This window comes from Geobacter benzoatilyticus (genome assembly GCF_017338855.1).
Lineage (GTDB): Bacteria > Desulfobacterota > Desulfuromonadia > Geobacterales > Geobacteraceae > Geobacter > Geobacter benzoatilyticus.
On record NZ_CP071382.1, the window covers coordinates 428161 to 448369 of the forward strand.

At 60.2% G+C, this 20209-nt stretch carries 17 protein-coding genes; 10 read left to right on the forward strand and 7 right to left on the reverse strand.

Annotation, left to right across the window (positions count from 1 at the left end):
* Positions 1-104: 104 nt before the first annotated feature.
* The gene (locus JZM60_RS01885; protein ID WP_207163857.1) at positions 105-479 is read left to right on the forward strand and encodes a sll1863 family stress response protein; all 375 of its coding nucleotides are present in this window, start codon (positions 105-107) and stop codon (positions 477-479) included.
* Positions 480-488: 9 nt separating this feature from the next.
* Here JZM60_RS01885 and JZM60_RS16705 read toward each other — a convergent pair whose 3' ends face one another.
* From JZM60_RS16705 to JZM60_RS16905, 4 genes are read right to left on the reverse strand one after another with little or no spacing between them, the layout of a single operon-like run.
* Positions 489-713, reverse strand: coding sequence for an HAD family hydrolase (locus JZM60_RS16705; RefSeq protein WP_241426334.1), 225 nt, complete (start codon positions 711-713; stop codon positions 489-491).
* A gap of 4 nt (positions 714-717) precedes the next feature.
* Entirely contained in the window at positions 718-1119 is a 402-nt protein-coding gene (locus tag JZM60_RS16710; protein WP_241426335.1) for an HAD family hydrolase, read from the reverse strand.
* A 37-nt stretch (positions 1120-1156) separates the two neighbouring features.
* Entirely contained in the window at positions 1157-2293 is a 1137-nt protein-coding gene (hpnI, locus tag JZM60_RS01895; RefSeq protein ID WP_207163858.1) for a bacteriohopanetetrol glucosamine biosynthesis glycosyltransferase HpnI, read from the reverse strand.
* 42 nt (positions 2294-2335) lie between these two features.
* Positions 2336-2410, reverse strand: coding sequence for a hypothetical protein (locus JZM60_RS16905; RefSeq protein WP_207165409.1), 75 nt, complete (start codon positions 2408-2410; stop codon positions 2336-2338).
* 43 nt (positions 2411-2453) lie between these two features.
* On the opposite strand from JZM60_RS16905, the gene JZM60_RS01905 reads away from it, so the two are divergent.
* Positions 2454-4625 carry a HEAT repeat domain-containing protein gene (locus JZM60_RS01905; RefSeq protein WP_207163859.1) on the forward strand — a complete coding sequence of 724 codons (2172 nt, stop codon included), beginning with the start codon at positions 2454-2456 and terminating at the stop codon, positions 4623-4625.
* The gene (locus tag JZM60_RS01910) at positions 4622-5740 is read left to right on the forward strand and encodes an HD-GYP domain-containing protein (protein WP_207163860.1); all 1119 of its coding nucleotides are present in this window, start codon (positions 4622-4624) and stop codon (positions 5738-5740) included. Before JZM60_RS01905 ends, JZM60_RS01910 begins: the two co-directional genes overlap by 4 nt.
* Here JZM60_RS01910 and JZM60_RS01915 read toward each other — a convergent pair.
* The 3 genes from JZM60_RS01915 to JZM60_RS01920 form a co-directional block, all read right to left on the reverse strand.
* Entirely contained in the window at positions 5697-7646 is a 1950-nt protein-coding gene (locus tag JZM60_RS01915; protein WP_207163861.1) for a SpoIIE family protein phosphatase, read from the reverse strand. The genes JZM60_RS01910 and JZM60_RS01915 overlap by 44 nt on opposite strands.
* Before the next feature lie 80 nt (positions 7647-7726).
* Positions 7727-8302: a tRNA 5-(aminomethyl)-2-thiouridylate-methyltransferase MnmM gene (gene mnmM, locus JZM60_RS16715; protein WP_241426336.1), complete on the reverse strand. Its 576-nt coding sequence runs from the start codon at positions 8300-8302 to the stop codon at positions 7727-7729.
* A 90-nt stretch (positions 8303-8392) separates the two neighbouring features.
* The gene (locus JZM60_RS01920) at positions 8393-11083 is read right to left on the reverse strand and encodes an MMPL family transporter (protein WP_241426337.1); all 2691 of its coding nucleotides are present in this window, start codon (positions 11081-11083) and stop codon (positions 8393-8395) included.
* 231 nt (positions 11084-11314) lie between these two features.
* Here JZM60_RS01920 and shc point away from each other — a divergent pair, with 231 nt between their 5' ends.
* From shc to JZM60_RS01955, 7 genes are all read left to right on the forward strand, one after another.
* The gene (gene shc, locus JZM60_RS01925; RefSeq protein ID WP_207163862.1) at positions 11315-13354 is read left to right on the forward strand and encodes a squalene--hopene cyclase; all 2040 of its coding nucleotides are present in this window, start codon (positions 11315-11317) and stop codon (positions 13352-13354) included.
* A gap of 78 nt (positions 13355-13432) precedes the next feature.
* Entirely contained in the window at positions 13433-14419 is a 987-nt protein-coding gene (gene hpnA, locus JZM60_RS01930; RefSeq protein WP_207163863.1) for a hopanoid-associated sugar epimerase, read from the forward strand.
* Positions 14420-14474: 55 nt separating this feature from the next.
* Positions 14475-16382 carry a 1-deoxy-D-xylulose-5-phosphate synthase gene (gene dxs, locus JZM60_RS01935; protein WP_207163864.1) on the forward strand — a complete coding sequence of 636 codons (1908 nt, stop codon included), beginning with the start codon at positions 14475-14477 and terminating at the stop codon, positions 16380-16382.
* Positions 16383-16449: 67 nt separating this feature from the next.
* Positions 16450-17448: an adenosyl-hopene transferase HpnH gene (gene hpnH, locus JZM60_RS01940; RefSeq protein WP_207163865.1), complete on the forward strand. Its 999-nt coding sequence runs from the start codon at positions 16450-16452 to the stop codon at positions 17446-17448.
* A 194-nt stretch (positions 17449-17642) separates the two neighbouring features.
* Positions 17643-18875, forward strand: coding sequence for an integrase family protein (locus JZM60_RS01945; RefSeq protein WP_207163866.1), 1233 nt, complete (start codon positions 17643-17645; stop codon positions 18873-18875).
* A 286-nt stretch (positions 18876-19161) separates the two neighbouring features.
* Positions 19162-19707, forward strand: a complete 546-nt coding sequence (locus JZM60_RS01950) for a hypothetical protein (RefSeq protein ID WP_207163867.1) — start codon at positions 19162-19164, stop codon at positions 19705-19707.
* A gap of 111 nt (positions 19708-19818) precedes the next feature.
* A complete protein-coding gene (locus tag JZM60_RS01955; RefSeq protein WP_207163868.1) occupies positions 19819-20073 on the forward strand; it encodes a helix-turn-helix transcriptional regulator in 255 nt (84 codons plus the stop codon).
* The last annotated feature ends 136 nt before the right edge of the window (positions 20074-20209 follow it).

The window sequence follows — 20209 nt, forward strand, 5'->3', positions numbered from 1 at the left end:
AAGACATGCCACGGGGCAAACAATATTTGCATGGAAGCATCCTTCATTTGTTATGATTATGTGAATAAAACCCAGACCTTCATCACTGTGCAAAGGAGTGCGCAATGAAAAATTTATTCTTCGCCGTAACCGCAACGCTTATCGTCACAACCCTATTCTCCCCCATGGCACAATCAGCCGAAGAGCCGCCTCCCCGGCAGGAGCAGAATGGCAGCGACATGGAACAAAAAGCTTCGGAAATTGGACGCAAGCTCGACGAAATGGAACGCAGGATGAAAGAGGCCTCAGACGAGACCAAGGCCGCCTTTACCCGCGAAATGGCCGAACTGCGCAGGCAAGAGGCCGCACTTCGGGACAGGATGAAGGAGATGAGGGGAACAAGCGGCAAGGTATGGAAGGAAATGAAAGAAGGGACGGAAAAAGCCCTTGATGAATTGCAGCAGTCATACGACCGGGCGCGGGAGCAGTTCAAGCCGTAATATCTCCGTTCAGGCTCCCAGCAGCCCCGCCAGTTCATCGAGACTTTCGACGGCGAGATCGGTCAGTTCCGGCCAACGGAAACTCCGGCTCCGGTCCACGTGGATCGTAGCGGCGCCCAAGGCCCGGCCGCTCTGGAGGTCGAAGAGGTAGTCGCCCACCATGACCATGGACTCGCCGGTGGCCCCCCAGCGGGCGGAGAGGATGGAGAGCCCTTGCGGATCGGGCTTCGGCAAGGCATCATGGCGCCCCAGAACGTTGCCCGGTGCGAAACGCCCCCCCCACGCCGATGGTCTCCAGAACCTGCAGGGCAATTTCCTTGGTGTTGCGGGTGACGATCCCCAGGGGGGCTCCCCGACGATGGAGCGCCTCCACGAGCCGCACCGCGCCCGCCGCCGGTTCGGCCCGTTTCGCCAGCTCCATCTCGATCCCGTCGAGCCGGCGGTGAAGAAGTCGAGCATCCTCCAAGGGCAGCCCGTCGATATACTCCAGGATGTCGCTCCCCTCCGGAACCCCGAGTTCGGCCCTTATTGCCGCGAAATCATGGACCGGAACAGTCAGTGTCCCGTCCAGATCGAAAACCCAGTGGGGGCGGGCCATAATCTCCGCAATGGCCGCGATGTGTTGCCGTTGTGGTATCATCTTTTCTCCCGGAGTGGATGGTCGCCGTCCATGACTATCAAATTTCCACGATTTTGCCGCCGGGGAGGAGCCGGAAGAGGTTTCCCCGCCACCGGACCCGGTTTCCCGCAAACGACAGGGCCCAGGTGCCGAAGGCAAGGGCGTCCCGCAGCGGCAGCAACCAGAGCCAGCGGGGGAAGATTCCGTCTTTCACGTAACGGCGGCTGAATACGAGGGCGACGGCGGCACGGACCAGGTAGAGAAGCAGGACCGCCAGCCACCCCGTGCCGGAAAATCCGGAGGCCGCCAGCGCAAGGCATGCCATCGGGAAAGGCTGGGTGATGCCGGAGCCAAGGTAGCCGCCGGGGCGCGAAACCCGCATGGTGCGCGACCAGCGGAGCTGGCGGGAAAGGACCGTCGCCAGGTCCTCCCGATGCATGACGCTCTCCACGTAACAATCGGAGAGCTCCAGCCGCCACCCGGCACGGTAGACCTTGTTGCCGAGCTGGTAGTCGTCGGCCAGGTAATCCGCCAGGGCGCGAAACCCTCCGATGGCCTCAAGGGCCTCCCGCCGCACCGCCATGGAAGCCCCCAGGGCAAAGGAAAGCCCCTCCAGCTTCATGGCCACCATGACGTTGGGAATCATCTCCACCGTGAAACCCATGGCCTCCACCGCCGTTGCGGCGCCGCTCACGCCGGGGCTGCGGTACAGGGAGGTGACGAGCCCCACCTGCCGGTCGGCAAAGGGGGCGGCCACCTCGCGGAGATAGCCGGGGGAAACCCGGATGTCGCTGTCGCAGACGATAAGCAGTTCGTGCTTTGCCTTCGGATAGGCATTGACCAGGTTCGAAACCTTGTGGTTGGGACCGTGGAGGGTGGCATCCGCCACCATTTCCATATCGATGGCGGGAAACTCCGCCATAAGCCGCCTGATGACCGGAATTACCGGATCGGCAGGGTCGGCGCAGGCAAAGACGATCTGGAATGGCGCCGGGTACTCCTGACGGCAGAAGGAGGCAAAGTTGTCGAAGCTCCCGGCGTCCATCCCCTTGACCGGCTTGATTATCGTGACGGAAGGGGCATGCCCCGGCAAGGGGTGCTTCCGCCCGAAGTATGACCGGGCACAGAACAAGGCCAGGACTCCATAGATAAGGGGCGGAAGGACGCAGAAAAAAGGGAGCACCGTGTTCATCATGGCTGGATGAAACCTCAGGGGATTTTATTGCTGGCACATCGCCTATTTACCCTTGTTCCCGCAGTCATTGCAACGCAAAACTCTACCGGCCGGTTCATCCCCCTTGCGGAAATGCATCCCGCCAAGCTACTATCGTGACGATACCACGCATACGGGAAACATGGTGACATCACCCTACACAAATTTAAGCACAGAGCGGCTCTCGACTCTGGTCATAGAACTGAACATTCTTCGCCGTCACGTGACCGCCTACCCGGCCGGCCACCCGCTGCCCGGGGAGGCGGCCCGGAAGGTGGCGCATCTGCTGGGCCGGTTACTGGAGAACACCTCAAGCGTGACCCTCGGCATCGCCCGGGAGACGATCCTGTTCGGCGACCATCCCCTCGACCGAAAGAACCCCGTCTTCCGGGATTTTGCCCGGGTGCTCTCCGATCGCGGAATTGTAACCATCACTTGCCATCGTGGCCTGGACGACGTCGAACTGCTTCGCTTCGGGGACATCCTCTCGCGCAGCCGCGAAGAGATTAACGCCTGCGGAGGGATAGAGGCGGTCGCCAGGGCGGAGGGGCTGTCCCGCCTGGAGGTCCGGGGGGTTAACTATGACATGTTCAGAGTAACAGAGGCGGACCAGCTCCCGGGGGTGCAGGAGGGGGCGAGCGGTTCGGCTTCCCTCTGGGAACAGTTCGTCCGGGGGCTGCTGAACGGCACCCTCGACCCCTTCGGCGACTCGACGGAAAACCGGCCGCCAATGGATCCGCGAATCCTGGCCGATGTGCTGAACGGCCTGGCATTCAGCGATCCGGACCGCCAGGACGAAACCTACGATGCGGTAATCGCCGCTTTCATGCGGCGCATCGACCGGAATTCCGGCGAACAATCCGAGCCGGAGTGCGCCGTGCGGCTGGGAGCGCTTGCGGAGAACCTGAACCCTGAATTAAGGCGGCAGTTTATGGGCAGGGCTTTCAACGCGCTGGCCGACCGGCCGGAGGCGGCCGTCCGGCTTGTGTCATCCATGGATGACAACATAATCCTCGACACCATTGAAGAACTCAACACCCGCAATGTCCCCGTTCCGCCCCTCATTCTGACCCTCTGCCAAAAGCTCAATGCCTATTCCGATGACAGCGAGGCCCCCCTCCCGGTCTCCCGGGCCGAGGCCGGCAAGGTGGCCCGGAACTTTGGCGCCATGCTCGCATCGGAGAGCTTCGAGCAGTACGTTCCCGAAGTCTACCAAGGAAACCTGGAGCAGATCGTCGCCGCCGGGAAGATCGCCTCGGGGCTTTCCGAGGCGGCAACCCTGCGGGAACTCCTGGAGTCGGAAAACTACGAAGCGAAGGTGGGAACCATAATCCTGGAGATCATGAAATCCGACCCGGCCTGGGAGGATGCCGCCGGCATAGGAGAAAGCCTCGGCGAACTCTGCGCCTACTACCGGGATGCGGGGGACTTCCCCGCCCTCAAGGCGGTCTGCGAGCACCTCCCGCCTCCGGGGGAAGCTCCATCCACGCTGCTTCAGCAGAGGCTTCTCAAGGTAGTCGGCTCGCCATCTTTCATCGTCCCCCTCATGGATGCGCCCGCAGTGTGGGGCAAGGGGCGCTACGACGAAATACGCGCCATCATAACCCTCATCGGCACACCCTGCGTACAGCCTCTCCTGGACCGCCTGGCCGAAGAGGAGAGCATGTCGCTCCGGCGCTACTACATGGCGTGCCTTCTTTCGCTGGGGCAGGCGGCCCGCGACGAAGTCATTGCGCGCCTGGACGACGGTCGCTGGTTCTATGTCCGCAATCTCGTCACGGTACTAAGGGGGCTCGACGATCCCACGGCAATCCGCCCCTTGAGCCGCCTTCTGCACCACCCCCATCCCCGTGTGCGCCAGGAGACGCTCCGGACCCTGGTCCATTTCCGCGACCCCGAGGGAGAACGGATGCTTCTCAGGGAACTGGGGAGCAGCGACCGTGAAACCGTGTTGACCGCAATCCAGCTCTCCGACCGCAGCCGCAGCCCAAAGGTGCGGGAGCGGCTGACGGGGCTCCTTAACAAGGGCGGCCTCACGGGCACCGGCATCGACATCCGCTGCGCCGTAGTAAAAGCACTGGCCGAAACCGGCGATCCGGCGGCACTCCCCGACCTTGCCCGCCTGCTCCGCTCCCGGAGCATTCTTCGCTCGGCCTCCCTTGTCCGGCTGAAGACAGAGGTCGTCCGCTCCCTGTCGAAATATCCCCCGGAAGCAGCATTGCCCCTGCTTCGCGAAGCCGCCGCCTCGGGAGTGCCCGACATCGAGCTGGTTGCCCGGCAAACGCTGCTGGCCATGGAGAGGAGCAGGCCATGAACGGAGCCGCCATCGAACCGCTGCGCAACGCCGTGCGTCATCTGGTCACCGCCGTCTCCAGCGCGGCCCTCTACACTTTCGACCACCAGCAGGTCACGCGGCTGAGGGCCATGACCCTCGAAAACCTCACCGCCGCCATGGATGAGGAACCCGACATTTCCCTCGTCATCATCGGCGACGAACTCCTGGCGGGGGGGATTCCCCTCGATACCGGCCTGTACGTGGGACGTTTCGTGGAAATGCTGAGGGCACGGGGAATAGGGCACATCAGGTTTCTGAAGGGAATCACCGGGATGGAACTGTCAAGTCTGGCGGCATCCCTTGGGGGAAACCGGAGGGATGGAGATATCCGTTCCTCGGAGCACATTCGTCTCGGCACGGTGGAGGTGCGCTTCAATCGCTCCGGTGACGGAGAGAATCAGGAGCTCCTCGCCGATCTCACGGCCGAGGAAGTCTCGCGGGTCACCGAGCTCTACGAGGCGGTTGCCCGCGACCGGAAGCTGAAGGCCTCGGGCATTGCCGACATGGTGGGGGGGCTCATCACCGCCATGAGGGAGCAGGCCCGTCCCCTCATGGCCCTGGCCCCCCTGCGCGATCTGGACGAATACACCTTCGCCCATTCGGTGAACGTCTGCATCCTCAACCTGGCCCAGGCCATGTCCCTGGGAATCGACGGTGCGCTCCTGCGGGAGATCGGCATTGCCGGACTCCTCCACGACATCGGCAAGATGTTCGTCCCCCGGGAGGTCCTCACCAAGCCGGGTAAACTCACCGAGGAAGAATGGCGCCTTATCCGCCAACACCCCCACCAGGGGGCGCGCTGTCTCGTGGAAACGCCGGGGGTGCCTCACATGGCGGCGGTGGTGGCATTCGAGCATCACATGAAGCACGACTTCTCGGGCTATCCTGCCGTCCCTTCCGGTTGGCGCCAGAGCCTCGTCAGCGAGATGACCGTCATCTCCGATTTCTTCGATGCGCTGCGAACCCGCCGGGCCTATCGCGACTCCATGGAGCTGAGCCAGATCGCCGGCATCCTCCTGGACCAGCGGGGCCGGGAGTTCCACCCGCTGCTCACCCGCAATTTCCTTCTGATCCTGAGCCGGATGATGGCATGATTTTCACCGCCACCATGCAGATGTCGTCAGCAGGGGGCCTGCCGCCGGTAAACGCGGCTAGGTCCGCCAGCACGGCCTCTATAACCGCCTCGGGCTCTTCACCGCAACGCGCCCTCAAGAGGGACCCGAGACGCTCCACGCCGAAGAGCTCTCCGCTGCCGTTGTCGGATTCGGTGATCCCGTCGGTGTAGAGAAAAAGAATATCTCCCGGCTCCAGCCGTACCTCGCGCTCTTCGAACGTTTCCTGGAGCCTTACCCCGAGAATGAGACCTTCCGCATCCAGTTCAAGGCACTGCTCACCGGAAGCACGGCAGAGAAGGGGCGGATTGTGCCCCGCGCTGGCATAGGTGAGGACGCGGGATGCAGGCTGGTAGGAAGCATAGAACAGGGTAGTGAAGAGTTCCGCACGGGTGAGGTCTTCATAGAGGATTTCATTGAGGGAGCCGACAATGACCGCGGGCGAGCCACCGGAGCGGGCCTGGGCACGGATAACGCTCCGCGCCTCGGTCATGATGAGCGCCGCGCCGACGCTGTGGCCGGAGACATCGGCAATGACCGTGTCAAAGGAGCCGTCGTCCCGCGGGAAGAAGTCGTAGTAATCTCCCCCCACGTGAGCCGCGGGAACCCAGCGCCCGGCACAGCGCACCCCCCGCGCGGCCGGAAGAGCCGCCGGCAGAAGGGAACGCTGTATCTGCCGGGCCAGCTCCATGTCGCAGGACATGCGGGCATTCTCCAGAAGCGCTTCCTGGGCCCTTTTGCGCTCGGTCACATCCTCCTTGATGGCTATATAGTGCCGAACCGTCCCGTTCTCGTCCATTACGGGAGTGATGGTCTGCTCTTCCGGGTAGAGTGAGCCGTCCTTGCGGCGGTTTATCATCTCGCCGCGCCATACCTTTCCGGCCCGGATCGTCTCCCACAGATCCCGGTAGAACTCCTTGCCATGGACTCCCGAGTTGAGGATGCCGAGGCTGCGCCCAATGATCTCATCCGGAGTGTAGCCTGTCATGAGCGTGAAAGCGGGATTGGCCCAGATGACTTTCCCCTCGGGATCACTGATAATGATTGCATTTGCCGCCGCATTCAGCGCCGCGCTCCTCAGCTTCAGCTCGATTTCGGCAGACTTGCGCTCTGTGATGTCGGCAATGAGGCCGTCGTAGGCCGCAAGTTCTCCCGTCTCGTCATAGCGGGGAACGATGGTGTTGCGGACCCAGCGTATCGATCCATCCTTATGGATGATGCGGTGCTCCATGGAGGGGATGTATTCCCCCTCCAGAAGCCGCCGGGATTCGCCGGCTACCCGCTGCCGGTCCTCTTCGTGAATCATTTCGTACCAGAGGTACGGGTCGTCCTCCAACTCCTCGGGATCGTAACCGGTGACCGCCGTGCAGCCGGGGCCGTGGGATGTCCTCACAACTTTTCCGTCGCGAACCGCCACGGTATAGATGTAATCGGTAACCGCCGCCACGAGCCGGCGGTAGCGCAGTTCGCTGGTAAGTAGCGCATCCTCCGCCTCCCGCTTCTTCCGGCGCAACTCCGCTTCCTTCAATTCCCGCTGGATGGCGGGCACAAGCCGCGAGATATTCCCCTTGATGAAATAATCGTTGGCCCCCGCCCGCATGGCCCCGACAGCCGTATCCTCGCCGATCTTTCCCGAAACGACAATAAACGGGGCATCAAAACCGCTCCGGCGCCAGATTTCAAGGGCTTCGAGCCCGCTGAATCGGGGCAGAACGTAATCGGAAATTGCGATGTCCCAGGAGCTGCCGACAATGGCCTCCATCATCGCCTCCGAGGTCTCGACCCGCTCGTACTCCACCTCATACCCCCCCTTTTTCAGTTCGCGCAGGAGCAGGAAGGCATCATCTTCGGAATCTTCTATGATAAGAACACGGAGGGCATTTGCCATAATCTGCCTCAATGAAAGGAGTCTGCTTTTATTGTACTACGCAGGGAAAGTCGAACAAGCTTGACGGGAAAAGAAAGTAATTACGAAGGGATCCGCTCGACAACCACCAGATACGGCGCCACTTCGGACCGGTTCCCCTGGCGGCAGCGCCAGACATTGAACCTGCCGGGAGCAAGTGCCGCGGCCCAGGCCTCGACGGCACGCCCCTCGACGGCCCCGCCGGGATGCCCCGTATAGACCGCCAAGGTAATGATTCCGCCGGGGAGCAGAAGCTCCGCGGCCTGCTCCAGGGCGGCAAGGGTCGTTTCGGAGGATGTCACCGTTTCCCTTGGGGCGCCGGGGAGAAACCCCAGGTTGAAGACCACTGCCTTGACCGGTTCGGAGACCACTTCCGCCAGGCGCTCGTGCCCGCTGTGGACCAGGACAACCCGATCAAGGCACCCCGCCCCCGCGAGGCGCTCCTCCGTAGCCACAAGGGCATTTTCCTGAACGTCGAAGGCCCAGACCCGCCCCCCCTGCCCCACCAGCTGCGCCAGCAGAAGGGTATCGTGGCCGTTGCCGCAGGTGGCATCCACGGCACAGTCCCCGGTCTTCAGGCGCTCCCGGAGAAAAAAATGCGACAACGGCACCGCACCGGACAAACCTCGACTCTTCAATCGATTCTCCTGTAGGGGCGAATCTTGTATTCGCCCTTGCATGCAACAGATATCACACCAAGGGCGATCACAAGGATCGCCCCTACGAATTCACTTCTTTCCCACCAGAGTCAGCACCGCCGGCAACACCAGGACGAAGGCCGCCTGGCATGCGACCATGCCGAGACTCATGACCGCGCCGATGGAAAAGACCCCCTGGTGGTGAGCCACCATGAGGGCGCCGAAGCTGGCCATGATGGTCAAGGTGTTGTAGATGACCCCCAGGCCGGTGCTGCTCATGATGACCGCGGCGGCGTCGCCGTCTTCGCGGCGGAAACGGTTGATGATGTAGATCCCGGAATCTACTGCTATACCGAGAATGAGGGGCATGACAATGATGTTGGCCGAATTGAAGCTGATGCCGAACAGCCGCATCCCCCCCACCATGAGGAGAATCCCCACCACAAGCGGAACCAGCCCCACGAGCGTGTAGGTGAAGCTGCGGAAGTTCACGAACAGGATCGCCACAATGGCGGCAAAGGCATAGATGAAGGCCCGCAGATACGAATCGCGCATGATGGTCATGGACTCGTAAACCATGACCGGCTCGCCGTTGGCCCGGGGCGCCACGCTCCGCACCTGGTCCAGGAAACGCTCCAGGGGGTCCCGGTCGAAAATCTCCTCACGGGGCGCCACCTGGAGGAGGTACTTCCCGCTTTTTCCCACAAAGATCTTCCGCAGCTGGGGCGGAATCTCCCCTTCAGTCACCGGCGTGACGTCGAGGCTGTCAGCAAATATTCCGATTTTCTCCGGGAAAGAGGCGAGCATCCCCCCCTGGAAATCCCGGAGCATACCGAGGGCGTTTCTGTCCTTCTCCTTCTCGAGGGTGGCGAAGAAGCGGTCCAGAGTGGCCAGGAATACGCCTACCCGCTTCGCCTCCGGCTTCTGCTCCTTTTCCAGGTGGAGCTTCAGCCGCTCCGCGGAGTTGCGGAAATCCTCGAAGACCGAGGGAAGCTCCATGACCCGCAGGTCCTCCTCGTAGGGAACCGGCTTAACGTCGGACAACTCCCGGCGCAGGGCCGCCAGCTCGGCCAGCTTCACCTCCTGGTCGTCGGGAACGAAGCTGGCGATGCTTACCACGTGGTCAACGGCGGGAAGCGTTTCGAGACGCCGGGTCAGCTCCCGCGCCTCCGTGGCGGACGACGCCACCACCTCGGCAAAATAGCCGGAATTCTCCTGGCTGCGCATCAGCTTGTAGGCGTACTCCACCGGTTCCAGCCCCTTGGCCTGAAGGTTCATGAGGTTGTAGTCGAACCGGGTTTCCATAAGGGGGTAGAGTGACGCAGCGCAGAGGATAACGGTAATGCCGACCACCGTTTTGGGATGCCCGAAGAGAAACCGCTCCAGCCCCTTTACCCAGGGGGACCGGTTGAGGAGAGTGGCGGCCCGCGCCTCCCGCTCCTCCTCCTTTCTCTTGCGGTAGGGAGCGAGAAGCACCAGGAATGCCGGCAGGACCGTGAAGGTTACCAACACGCACGCGCCAATCCCGAGCGAGGCGATGACTCCCAGTTCGGCGACCCCGCGGAAGTCGGTGAATACGAAGGTAAAGAAGGCTGCCGCAGTAGTAACGGCGGCCATAACGATGGCCCGCAGGTTGCGGTTGAGGCCGATGGCGACCGCATCCAGCTCTCCCGCCCCGAGCCCCAGCTCCTCCTGGTAGCGGAGCACCACCTGGATGCCGTACTCAATGCCGATGCCGATCAGCATCACGGCAAACACCATTGAAAGGATGTTCAGGTGCCCCACAACCAGGGTCGCCAGGCCGAAGGAGACGCAGATGGCCACGATGAGGGCCGTCATGGCCGCAATGACGTTGAGGATCCCCCGAAACGCCAGAAGGAGGAGCACCACCGTAAGCCCCAGGGAAAGGACCGTGGCCAGGGTGATGTCCCGCTCGCTGGTGGCCATCTCCTCGTATTCCAGGACCGGCGTACCGGTAAGCCCCACCGTGACCCCGGTGAACTCGGGGAGAGCCCTAAGGGCGGCAACTTCCTTGCGCACCGCGCCGATGGCCTCCACGGCGGGGACGAAGCTCCCCGGTTCCTTCACCGGCCTTACGGTTAGAATCTGCATCCGACCAGCCCGGGCCAGGGCAGAATCTCCCCCGAGAAATACCTCCTCAAGGGAGAAGGAGCCCTTCTTGCCACCGCCAAAGGAGTCAATGCCGGCGCCCAGCTTGTCGAGCATGAAGGTGAGGCCTGTCAGTTCAGCGCTGCCCCCTTTCCCACCCCCATCAACGTAGGCATCCATCCGGCCGGTCAGGTGGGTAAACAGGGTCTGTACGGTGGGTGCTGCCGCCAGCTCCTTGAGAACCGGCTTCGCCATGGTAAAGTTCTTCCGGAGGCTTTTGATTTCCTCAAGGGGCAAGAGAAGGAGGCCATGCTCCCGGAAGAACGGCATGCCGCCGGGGAAAAAGACCTCCCGGAACCGGGTGGGGTCCGAGGCAAGCTTCCCGTAGAGCCGTTCCCCGAACCGGGAGACCGCGGCCGCATCGGCGCTTTCCATGACGACGACAATCTCCTCACGGTCGCCGAACTCGGCTCGGATGGCCCGGTAATCCCGCTGGAACTGGGCGTTCCTGGGCATCAGATCATCGCGCCCCGTAAGGAACTTCATCTGTTCCTTGGTATAGATTACCGAGAGGGTCGCCAGGAGGAGCGCCACCGCGAGAATTAGCCGCGGGTGACGGGCGACAAACCCGAAAAGTCCTGTAAAGCGTTTGGCATCACTGCGCTTCTGCATATTGACCGTTTCCTCATTAGCCGGTATCGGGTAAAACTCGCGAAGCGTACCATACCCCGGCGGCAAAGACAATCTTCCCGCCCTGGGCCGCCGTCATGCGCCGCGGCATTGGGCAACACGGGAAAAATATGTATTTTTGTTCCCTACTGTGTTAAAAATATGTACTTATTCCGGCTTTCCCGCCCTCGCGCCGGGAAATGTCCGTCCCGAAAGACAAGGAGCAGAAGAGAGATGAAGATCTCGAAGCACCCCATTTCGTATGCACTTACTTCCTTCAACGACGCAGCGAAAGAGACGGAGGATGCACCGCAGAAAAAAACGGTCGGCAAGGTCCACCACCTTCCCGCCTCCATCTGGAAGAAGCGGGACGTGGAACAGACGAGCCCTCTCGACCAGACCATTGAACGGACGCAGGAGTTTTTCCTGCGGGAACAGCTACCTGCCGGCTACTGGTGGGCTGAGCTGGAGTCCAACGTCACCATAACCGCCGAGTACATAATCCTCTTTCGCTTCATGGGCCTGGTGGACCGGGACAAAGAGCGGAAGCTGGCCAACTACATCCTGTCCAAACAGACCAGTGAAGGATACTGGTGCATCTGGTACGGCGGGCCGGGCGACCTTTCCACCACCATAGAGGCATATTTTGCCCTGAAGCTTGCCGGCTATCCAGCCGACCATCCGGCCATGGTGAAGGCCCGTTCTTTCATTCTCGAAAAGGGAGGCATCCTCAAATCGCGGGTTTTCACCAAGATTTTCCTGGCCCTTTTCGGCGAGTTCTCATGGCTGGGGGTCCCCTCCATGCCCATTGAGATGATGCTCCTGCCCAACGGTTTCACGTTCAACCTGTATGAATTCTCCAGCTGGTCAAGGGCAACCATCATTCCGCTTTCCATAGTCATGGCCGAGCGGCCGGTGCGCAAGCTCCCCCCCTGGGCGCGGGTCCAGGAACTCTACGTGCGGCCGCCGCGCCCCATGGATTACACTTTCACCAAGGAAGACGGCATCCTCACCTGGAAGAACATCTTCATCGGAATCGACCATATCCTCAAGGTCTACGAGGCGAGCCCCATACGCCCCGGCATGAAAAAGGCCACGGGAATTGCCGAGCAGTGGATACTGGAGCACCAGGAACCCACCGGCGACTGGGGCGGCATCCAGCCGGCAATGCTCAATTCCGTTCTGGCGCTTCACTGTCTCGGCTACGCCAACGATCACCCGGCAGTGGCCAAGGGGCTCCAGGCCCTGGCCAATTTCTGCGTGGAGAGCGACGACGAAATTGTTCTCCAGTCCTGCATCTCGCCGGTGTGGGATACGGCACTGGCCCTCATGGCCATGGTGGACTCCGAGGTTCCCACGGATCACCCCGCCCTGGTAAAAGCCGCCCAGTGGCTCCTTGACCGGGAAATCCGCAAGCCGGGCGACTGGAAGATCAAGGCTCCGGAGCTGGAACCGAGCGGATGGGCCTTCGAGTTCCAGAACGACTGGTACCCCGACGTGGACGATTCCGGCATCGTCATGATGGCCATCAAGAACGTCAAGGTGAAAGACCCAAAGGCCAAAGAAGAGACCATCCGGCGCGGCATCGCCTGGTGCCTCGGCATGCAGAGCAAAAACGGCGGCTGGGGCGCCTTCGACAAGGACAACACCAAGCATATACTCAACAAAATTCCCTTTGCGGACCTGGAAGCCCTCATAGACCCCCCCACGGCTGACCTGACCGGCCGGATGCTGGAGCTCATGGGTACCTTCGGCTACCCCATGGACCATCCGACGGCAGTGCGGGCACTCCAGTTCGTCAAGGAGAACCAGGAGCCTGACGGTCCCTGGTGGGGCCGCTGGGGGGTCAATTACATCTACGGCACCTGGTCGGTGCTCTGCGGCCTCAAGGCCTACGGCGAAGACATGGGGCAACCGTACATCCGCAAGGCGGTGGAGTGGCTAATTTCCCACCAGAACCCCGACGGCGGCTGGGGAGAATCCTGCGAATCGTACTGCGATCCGAAGCTGGCCGGAAAAGGCCCCAGCACGGCCTCCCAAACAGGTTGGGCCCTCCTTGCCCTGCTGGCAGCCGGAGAGGTCGACCACCCGGCCACGGCCCGGGGCATCAGGTACCTGATCGAGGCCCAGAGGCCCGACGGGACCTGGGACGAGGACCAGTTCACCGGAACAGGCTTCCCCAAGTATTTCATGATCAAGTACCATATTTACCGGAACTGTTTCCCCCTCACGGCTCTGGGACGTTACCGGGCACTGAAGAGACAAAGGGGATAACCCCCCTGCACAGAAACGGCATTCCGCGTAGGGACGGTCCGAAAACCGCCCCTACGTTAGTTTTTGCATGAAGGAAATATGAAGGTTTTCGTCACCGGCGCAACCGGTTTCATAGGCGCAAGCATTGTCAGGGAACTGTTGAAGGATGGCTGCCATGTCCGGGTACTGGCTCGACCCGACTCAGACCGGCGCAACCTCAATGACCTAGATGTGGAGGTGTGCGAGGGAGATCTCCGCGCCCCCGAATCCCTTGACGGGGGCATCAAAGGCTGCGAGGTTCTCTATCACGCCGCGGCCGACTACCGCCTCTGGACCCATACCCCTGCCGCCATGTACGCCGCCAACGTGGAGGGGACCCGCCACATCCTGGAAGCAGCCTTGAGGCACGGACTGTCCCGCGTGGTCTACACGAGCAGCGTCGGCACCCTGGGAAATCCCGGCAACGGCACCCCTGGCACGGAAACTACGCCCGTTGGCTTCTCTGACATGGTGGGCCATTACAAAAAAAGCAAATTCCTGGCGGAGCGGGAGGCCGAGAAGTTCCTGTCACGGGGGCTACCCCTCGTCATTGTCAATCCCTCGACCCCCGTCGGTCCCCGTGATCTGAAACCGACCCCCACCGGAAAGATCATCGTTGATTTCCTCAACCGGGCCATGCCCGCCTACCTGGACACGGGACTCAACATCATCGACGTGGAGGACTGCGCCCGGGGGCATATCCTGGCAGCCAGGCACGGCAGGATCGGCGAGAAGTACATCCTCGGCAACGAGAACCTGACGCTGCGGCAGATCTTCGAGATGCTCGAAACGGTCACCGGGCTTTCCGCGCCGAAGGTGCGGCTACCCTATACGCCGATCCTCATGGCAGCCTATGTGAACGAAGCGCTGTCGCGGCTCACCGGCAGGGAACCCCTCATTCCGCTGGCAGGGGTGCAGATGGCCAGAAAGTTCATGTATTTCGATTCGTCCAAGGCGGAGAAGGAGCTGGGGCTTCCCCGGCGTCCGGCCGCCGAAGCCCTTGGCCGCGCGGTGGATTGGTTCCGCGCCAACGGGTATGTGAGATAAAGGGGATCATGTAAGGGCAATTCATGAATTGCCCCTACGCAACAAGGAGAGCGTCATGTACAAGCTGCTCGACACCATAAACAACCCGGCCGACCTCAAGAATATTCCCCGCCAGGAGCTTCCGGAGCTGGCCGCCGAAATTCGCCGGTTTCTCATTGAGACAGTCGCGCAAACCGGCGGCCATCTGGCCTCGAACCTGGGAGCCGTGGAACTGTCCATCGCCCTCCACTACTGTTTCGACTCTCCCGCCGACAAGCTGATATGGGATGTGGGGCACCAGGCATACACCCACAAGATCCTCACGGGTCGGCGCGACAGCTTCCACACCCAGCGCCAGTACCAGGGAATCAGCGGCTTCCCCAAGCGGAGCGAATCCCCCCATGACGCCTTCGGCGCCGGGCACTCCTCCACTTCCATCTCGGCGGGGCTCGGCATGGCGGCCGCCCAGGATCTGAAAGAGAGCGGCAACCGGGCCATCGCAGTGATCGGCGACGGGTCGCTGACCGGCGGCATGGCGTACGAGGCCCTCAACCAGGCGGGGCACCTGAAGAAAAACCTGATTGTCGTCCTGAACGACAACGAGATGTCCATCGCCAAGAACGTGGGAGCCTTCTCCTCCTTCGTCTCCCGCAAAATGACCGGCAGCGACTTCCGCAAGCTCAAGAAGGAGATGCAGGGGCTCCTGGAATCAATCCCGGCCATCGGCAAGGACATCCTCCACTTCGCCCGCCGCGCCGAAAACTCCCTCAAAGGCTTCCTCACGCCGGGGATGCTCTTCGAGGCGCTGGGCTTCGATTATGTCGGCCCGATTCCGGGCCACGACCTCCCGCAACTGCTGGAGGTGTTCGAGAATGTCAAGGGGATTGAAGGGCCGGTGCTGGTCCATGTCATGACCACCAAGGGGAAGGGGTATCAGCCGGCGGAGGAGAACCCCGACGTCTTCCACGGAGTCGGCCCCTTCGACGTGGCCACCGGCAAGACGACCGGCGGCAAGCCGGGCGCGGCATCCTACACCGGCGTATTCGGTGCGGCGCTCGTGAAACTGGCAGAAGAGGATGAGAAGATCATCGCCATTACCGCGGCCATGCCCGACGGCACCGGACTCACCCCCTTCGCCAAGCGTTTTCCGGAGCGCTTCTTCGACGTGGGTATCGCCGAGCAGCACGGGCTCACTTTTGCGGCCGGCCTTGCCGCCGACGGTTTCCGTCCCGTGGCGGCCATCTACTCCACCTTCCTCCAGCGGGCCTACGACCAGATATTCCACGATGTCTGTCTCCAGAAGCTTCCGGTGACCATGGCCCTGGATCGTGCCGGACTCGTGGGGGACGACGGCCCGACCCACCACGGGACCTTCGACCTCTCCTATCTGCGGCACCTGCCGGAGATCACCCTCATGGCCCCCAAAGATGAGAACGAACTCCAGCACATGCTGAAGACCGCCATCTATGCCGGCCGTCCCGTGGCACTGCGCTACCCCAGGGGTGCCGGCTACGGAATCCCCCTCGACCAGGAGTTGCAGGCCCTGGAGATCGGCCGGGGTGAGCTTCTGTCCCAGGGGGACGATCTCGCCATCGTCGCCATCGGCGCCACCGTCTACCCCGCCCTGGAGGCGGCAAAGCTCCTGGAGGCCAAGGGCATCCGGGCCACGGTGGTCAACGCCCGCTTCGTGAAACCCCTTGACCGGGAGCTCATCCTTGGCGTGGCCCGGCAGACCGGCTGCATTATCACTGTGGAAGAAAACGCCCTTCAGGGAGGTTTCGGAAGCGCTATTCTGGAACTGCTGGCCGACGAAGGGATGACCGGCGTGCGGGTCAAGCGTATCGGCATCCCCGACCGCTACATCGAGCAGGGTCCGCAACCACGGCTTCGCGCCAACCTGGGGCTCGACGGAACCGGCATCGCCGCCACGGCCGAGGCATTTCTGACGGCAAAGGGGCAATCGGCGCTGTCGCTGGTTAAATAATACTTCTCTGGGGCTGGCAAACCCCGCCCCACACATTTGATGCAACATTGAAAGGAACCGTTTATCCATGCGTTTTCCCGCAAGACTGAACTACGACCTCACGAAATACATCATCTCCAACAAGATGAAGAAAATCGAGAAATTCCCCCTGGTCCTCATGCTTGAGCCGACCCACCTCTGCAACCTGGCCTGCTCCGGCTGCGGCCGCATCCGCGAGTACGCCGACACAATCCAGCAGATGATGAGCCTGGAGGATTGCCTGAAGTCCGTGGACGAATGCCCGGCCCCGGTAGTGACCATCACCGGCGGCGAGCCGTTTCTCTATGAGCACATCTACGAACTGATCCCGGCGGTCCTTGACCGGGGCAAGCACGTTTATCTCTGCACCAACGGGCTGCTGCTGGAAAAGGCCCTAGAGAACATCGAAGTCCACCCCAACTTCTACCTCAACGTCCACATGGACGGCCTCGAAGAGACCCACGACCGGATACTGGAGCGGAAAGGGACCTTCAGGATCGCCATTGAAGGGATCAAAAAGGCAAAGGCCAAGGGCTTCCGGGTCTGCACCAATACCACCATCTTCAAGGATACCGACCTGGTGGAGATCGAGATGCTCTTCTCGCTCCTAACCGATCTGGGGGTTGACGGCATCCTGGTGGCGCCGGGATTCGACTACGAAGCGGTGGGTGAACACCTCTTCCTTCAGCGGCGGGAAATCGAGAAAAAGTTCGAGGAAGTCTACCGGATGAGCAAGCGGTTCCGCTTCTGGTCAACCCCCATGTATCTGCGCTTCCTCAAGGGGGAGAAAAAGCTCGACTGCACTCCCTGGGGAAACCCGACCCGCAACCCCCTTGGCTGGAAGGCACCGTGCTACCTCATCACCGACACCCACTATCCCAGCTTCAGGGAGATGATGGAAAAGACCGACTGGAACAAGTACGGCGTGGGAAAAGACCCCCGCTGCGCCCAGTGCATGATGCACTGCGGTTTCGAACCTACGGTGGTTTCGGAAATCGGGAAGAGCTGGAAAGATATTCTGGAAATGGCCGTCTGGAACTTGTCGTGACCCTAAACGGCATTATTAAGCCTTAAAAAAGGATAAAAACATTTAGCTATAAATTTCATACTTTACGCCTTGACTTCCTACCTAGAACCCGCTAATCTTTTTTACAGATTTAGCGGGTTTTTTAATTCTATTCCTACCTATATCCTACCTAATTCCTCCACCACCATTTTCTAGGTAGGAAACCAGGGGGTACCATGCCAAGACTGCTACTCACCAAGCGCAACATTGACAGCAAGAAGCACGTCCCCCCCGTAGAAAAGGGGCAGGTTGATTACTTCGATACGGAAGTGAAGGGCCTTATGCTTCGGGTAGGCAAGAACTCCAAGGTGTTTTACGTCCAGGTGGATGTGAAGGACCCCGTCACCGGCAAGTTCAAGACCGTCAAGGAGAAGTTGGGAGCTTACGGCGAGTACACCCCGGAGGAGGCACGAGCGAAGGCCCCCGAAATTGCCCGGCGTATCCGTGAGGGCAGACCGGCAGACGAGACACCGCCAACACTTAAAATGATGTATGACCGCTACCTGGCAGACAAGCGACTGTCTACAGGAACCGAGACGCTTTATAAAAGCTACGTCCCCCGATTCTTTGAGGGCTGGCTTGACCTCCCTTTGAATCTCCTTGAGCAAGCACTTGCCCCGGAGATCATCATTGACCGATTCCAGAATATACGAGAGGTAAACGGCCCAGGAGCGGCAAACAACAGCTTCAAGTGCCTGCAAGCAATCATCAACTATGCAGAAATACTTTACCCTCAGTTCATCACACGGAACCCCGTCAAGGTCTTGTCCCGTGCTGAAATGTGGGAGAAGATCGAAGGGCGGGACGATTGCCTTGAACCCAAGCAATTCAAGATATTCGCGGAAGCATTACTGACCTGCACTCCCGTTCACCGTGACTGCTACACCTTCGCCCTTTACCATGGCATCCGCCCATCCGAAGCCTACACCCTCGCCTGGAACGAGGTTGACTTAGAAAGCGGCGTTGTGACATTTCGGCATGATACAGAAAGGTCGAAGCGGTCATATACGGCCCCCCTTTCAAGGCAATCACGGGCAATCCTCGAAAGACGGAAAGCCGCAGCAATCGAGGGGCAAGAGTATGTATTTCCGAAGCAGGGACCGCGCAACAAACACGATCACCTGATAATAAGAGCAGACGATCTGAGACGCCGAACCGGCCTTAACTTAACGGTCCACGGCTTGCGCCGGTCATTCATCACCACGGGCGAACGGTTACGCTTTCGGCGAGAAGATATAAACAGGCTGACCGGACACGTCGACAGCTCTGTCACCGGTAAACACTACTCGAAACTGACACCAGATGATTTGAGGCCGGTACTGCAAGCCATCTGCAACGAGATAGAGCGGCTTATGGTCGAGGGTGTAGGGGCGAAGATAGTGCAACTGCCGACAGCACAAGGCGAATAGGACAAGGGGCGAAAGAGAGAACACCGGTTTCAAGGCCGAAAACGGCCATACATCACACAAGGAGGAAGTATCATGGCTAATCCGCTGAACACTATTATCCAAATCGTAGAGGCAGTAGGGGTTGAAAAAGCCTTGGAGCTTGTCCAAGCGGAGTTGGAGAAGGGGAAAACAGAGGAATAGTTTCACCTTTCGCGGGGATAGTCCGGCCAGACGATAAGCCGCCTTCCTGGGGCGGTTTCCCCGCGATTCATTCAGCCAGGAGCGCACTACCAGGAGGCGCAAGAGTATGGATGCAGAGAAAGAACTGGAACTGATACGACTAGAATTCCTTAAAAGAGGCGAGGACACAGGGGCTATGCACAGGGCACAACTCGCCCTTGAAGGTCAAGAGGTTACGCCTATATCTGTTGACTACCCCACAGAAGTATGCAAGCTCGGGACAGTGAAATTAATATTGACTGTCAATATGTATGCCTCCACCGATGAAATTGCACAGTCACTACATAATGAGGTAATGGACCATATCCGATTCCATAAATCACTTATGACGCTTGATTGCCCTGAGTCCGAACGGCCACAATTTGAAACCGGCAGGGGAAGAAATAACCCCTTGAGTCAAATCGAAGAGATTAAAACGTGTTTGACTATTTATGATTTGACAGTAGCCGGAGCCGAGAGAAGTGAAATAGTAAAAAAGGTATATGGGAATAATCGAATTACCTGGCACGAAAAAAACTCATGGGATTCCGATTATCACAAAGTAGTAAACCACCAGAAAAAAGCCATCCAATTAATCGAAGCAGCAAAATCTAACCAATTCCCCCGCATTTAATCGAAATAAGACTTCCCCTCCATATTTAAGTTCAGCGGCGTTTTAACCCTCCTAGTGCTAATGTTGCAGCCACGTGATGCGTCACAGATAACATGCGCGAAAGGAGTTTATATGTCTTCTGAAATTATCACCCCCCCCAATCTCATCACAGCCACCGGCCTCTTGAATGAAAAAGAGGTGGCGCGGCTAATCGGCATGTCAACCCACTGGCTCAGACGCAAGCGCTGGGAAGGTGGAGGAATCCCCTACATCAAATTGAGCGGGGGTAATGGGGCGGTCCGATACCGTTCAGAGGATGTCATAAACTTTGTCGAGTCGCGGTGCTGCACCAACACTTCCCATGCGACGGTATCCCAAGGCGGCTAACATGACACCGCCATGTAAGCGTAACGCTCTCCACGATCCTCATGCTTGTAAGTGTGAAGCGCCGTGCCCGGCTTGTTCGGGCCACGATGAGGATAATCCAACCGACTGCCGCGAGGCAGACAACCGGGAGACTTCA

Bases quoted from the DNA above. Each gene is read 5' to 3' on its own strand.
- JZM60_RS01885 (WP_207163857.1), top strand. From the start codon at position 105: ATGAAAAATTTATTCTTCGCCGTAACCGCAACGCTTATCGTCACAACC.
- JZM60_RS16710 (WP_241426335.1), bottom strand. From the start codon at position 1,119: ATGATACCACAACGGCAACACATCGCGGCCATTGCGGAGATTATGGCC.
- hpnI (WP_207163858.1), bottom strand. From the start codon at position 2,293: ATGATGAACACGGTGCTCCCTTTTTTCTGCGTCCTTCCGCCCCTTATC.
- JZM60_RS01905 (WP_207163859.1), top strand. From the start codon at position 2,454: ATGGTGACATCACCCTACACAAATTTAAGCACAGAGCGGCTCTCGACT.
- JZM60_RS01910 (WP_207163860.1), top strand. From the start codon at position 4,622: ATGAACGGAGCCGCCATCGAACCGCTGCGCAACGCCGTGCGTCATCTG.
- JZM60_RS01915 (WP_207163861.1), bottom strand. From the start codon at position 7,646: ATGGCAAATGCCCTCCGTGTTCTTATCATAGAAGATTCCGAAGATGAT.
- JZM60_RS01920 (WP_241426337.1), bottom strand. From the start codon at position 11,083: ATGCAGAAGCGCAGTGATGCCAAACGCTTTACAGGACTTTTCGGGTTT.
- shc (WP_207163862.1), top strand. From the start codon at position 11,315: ATGAAGATCTCGAAGCACCCCATTTCGTATGCACTTACTTCCTTCAAC.
- hpnA (WP_207163863.1), top strand. From the start codon at position 13,433: ATGAAGGTTTTCGTCACCGGCGCAACCGGTTTCATAGGCGCAAGCATT.
- dxs (WP_207163864.1), top strand. From the start codon at position 14,475: ATGTACAAGCTGCTCGACACCATAAACAACCCGGCCGACCTCAAGAAT.
- hpnH (WP_207163865.1), top strand. From the start codon at position 16,450: ATGCGTTTTCCCGCAAGACTGAACTACGACCTCACGAAATACATCATC.
- JZM60_RS01945 (WP_207163866.1), top strand. From the start codon at position 17,643: ATGCCAAGACTGCTACTCACCAAGCGCAACATTGACAGCAAGAAGCAC.
- JZM60_RS01950 (WP_207163867.1), top strand. From the start codon at position 19,162: ATGGATGCAGAGAAAGAACTGGAACTGATACGACTAGAATTCCTTAAA.
- JZM60_RS01955 (WP_207163868.1), top strand. From the start codon at position 19,819: ATGTCTTCTGAAATTATCACCCCCCCCAATCTCATCACAGCCACCGGC.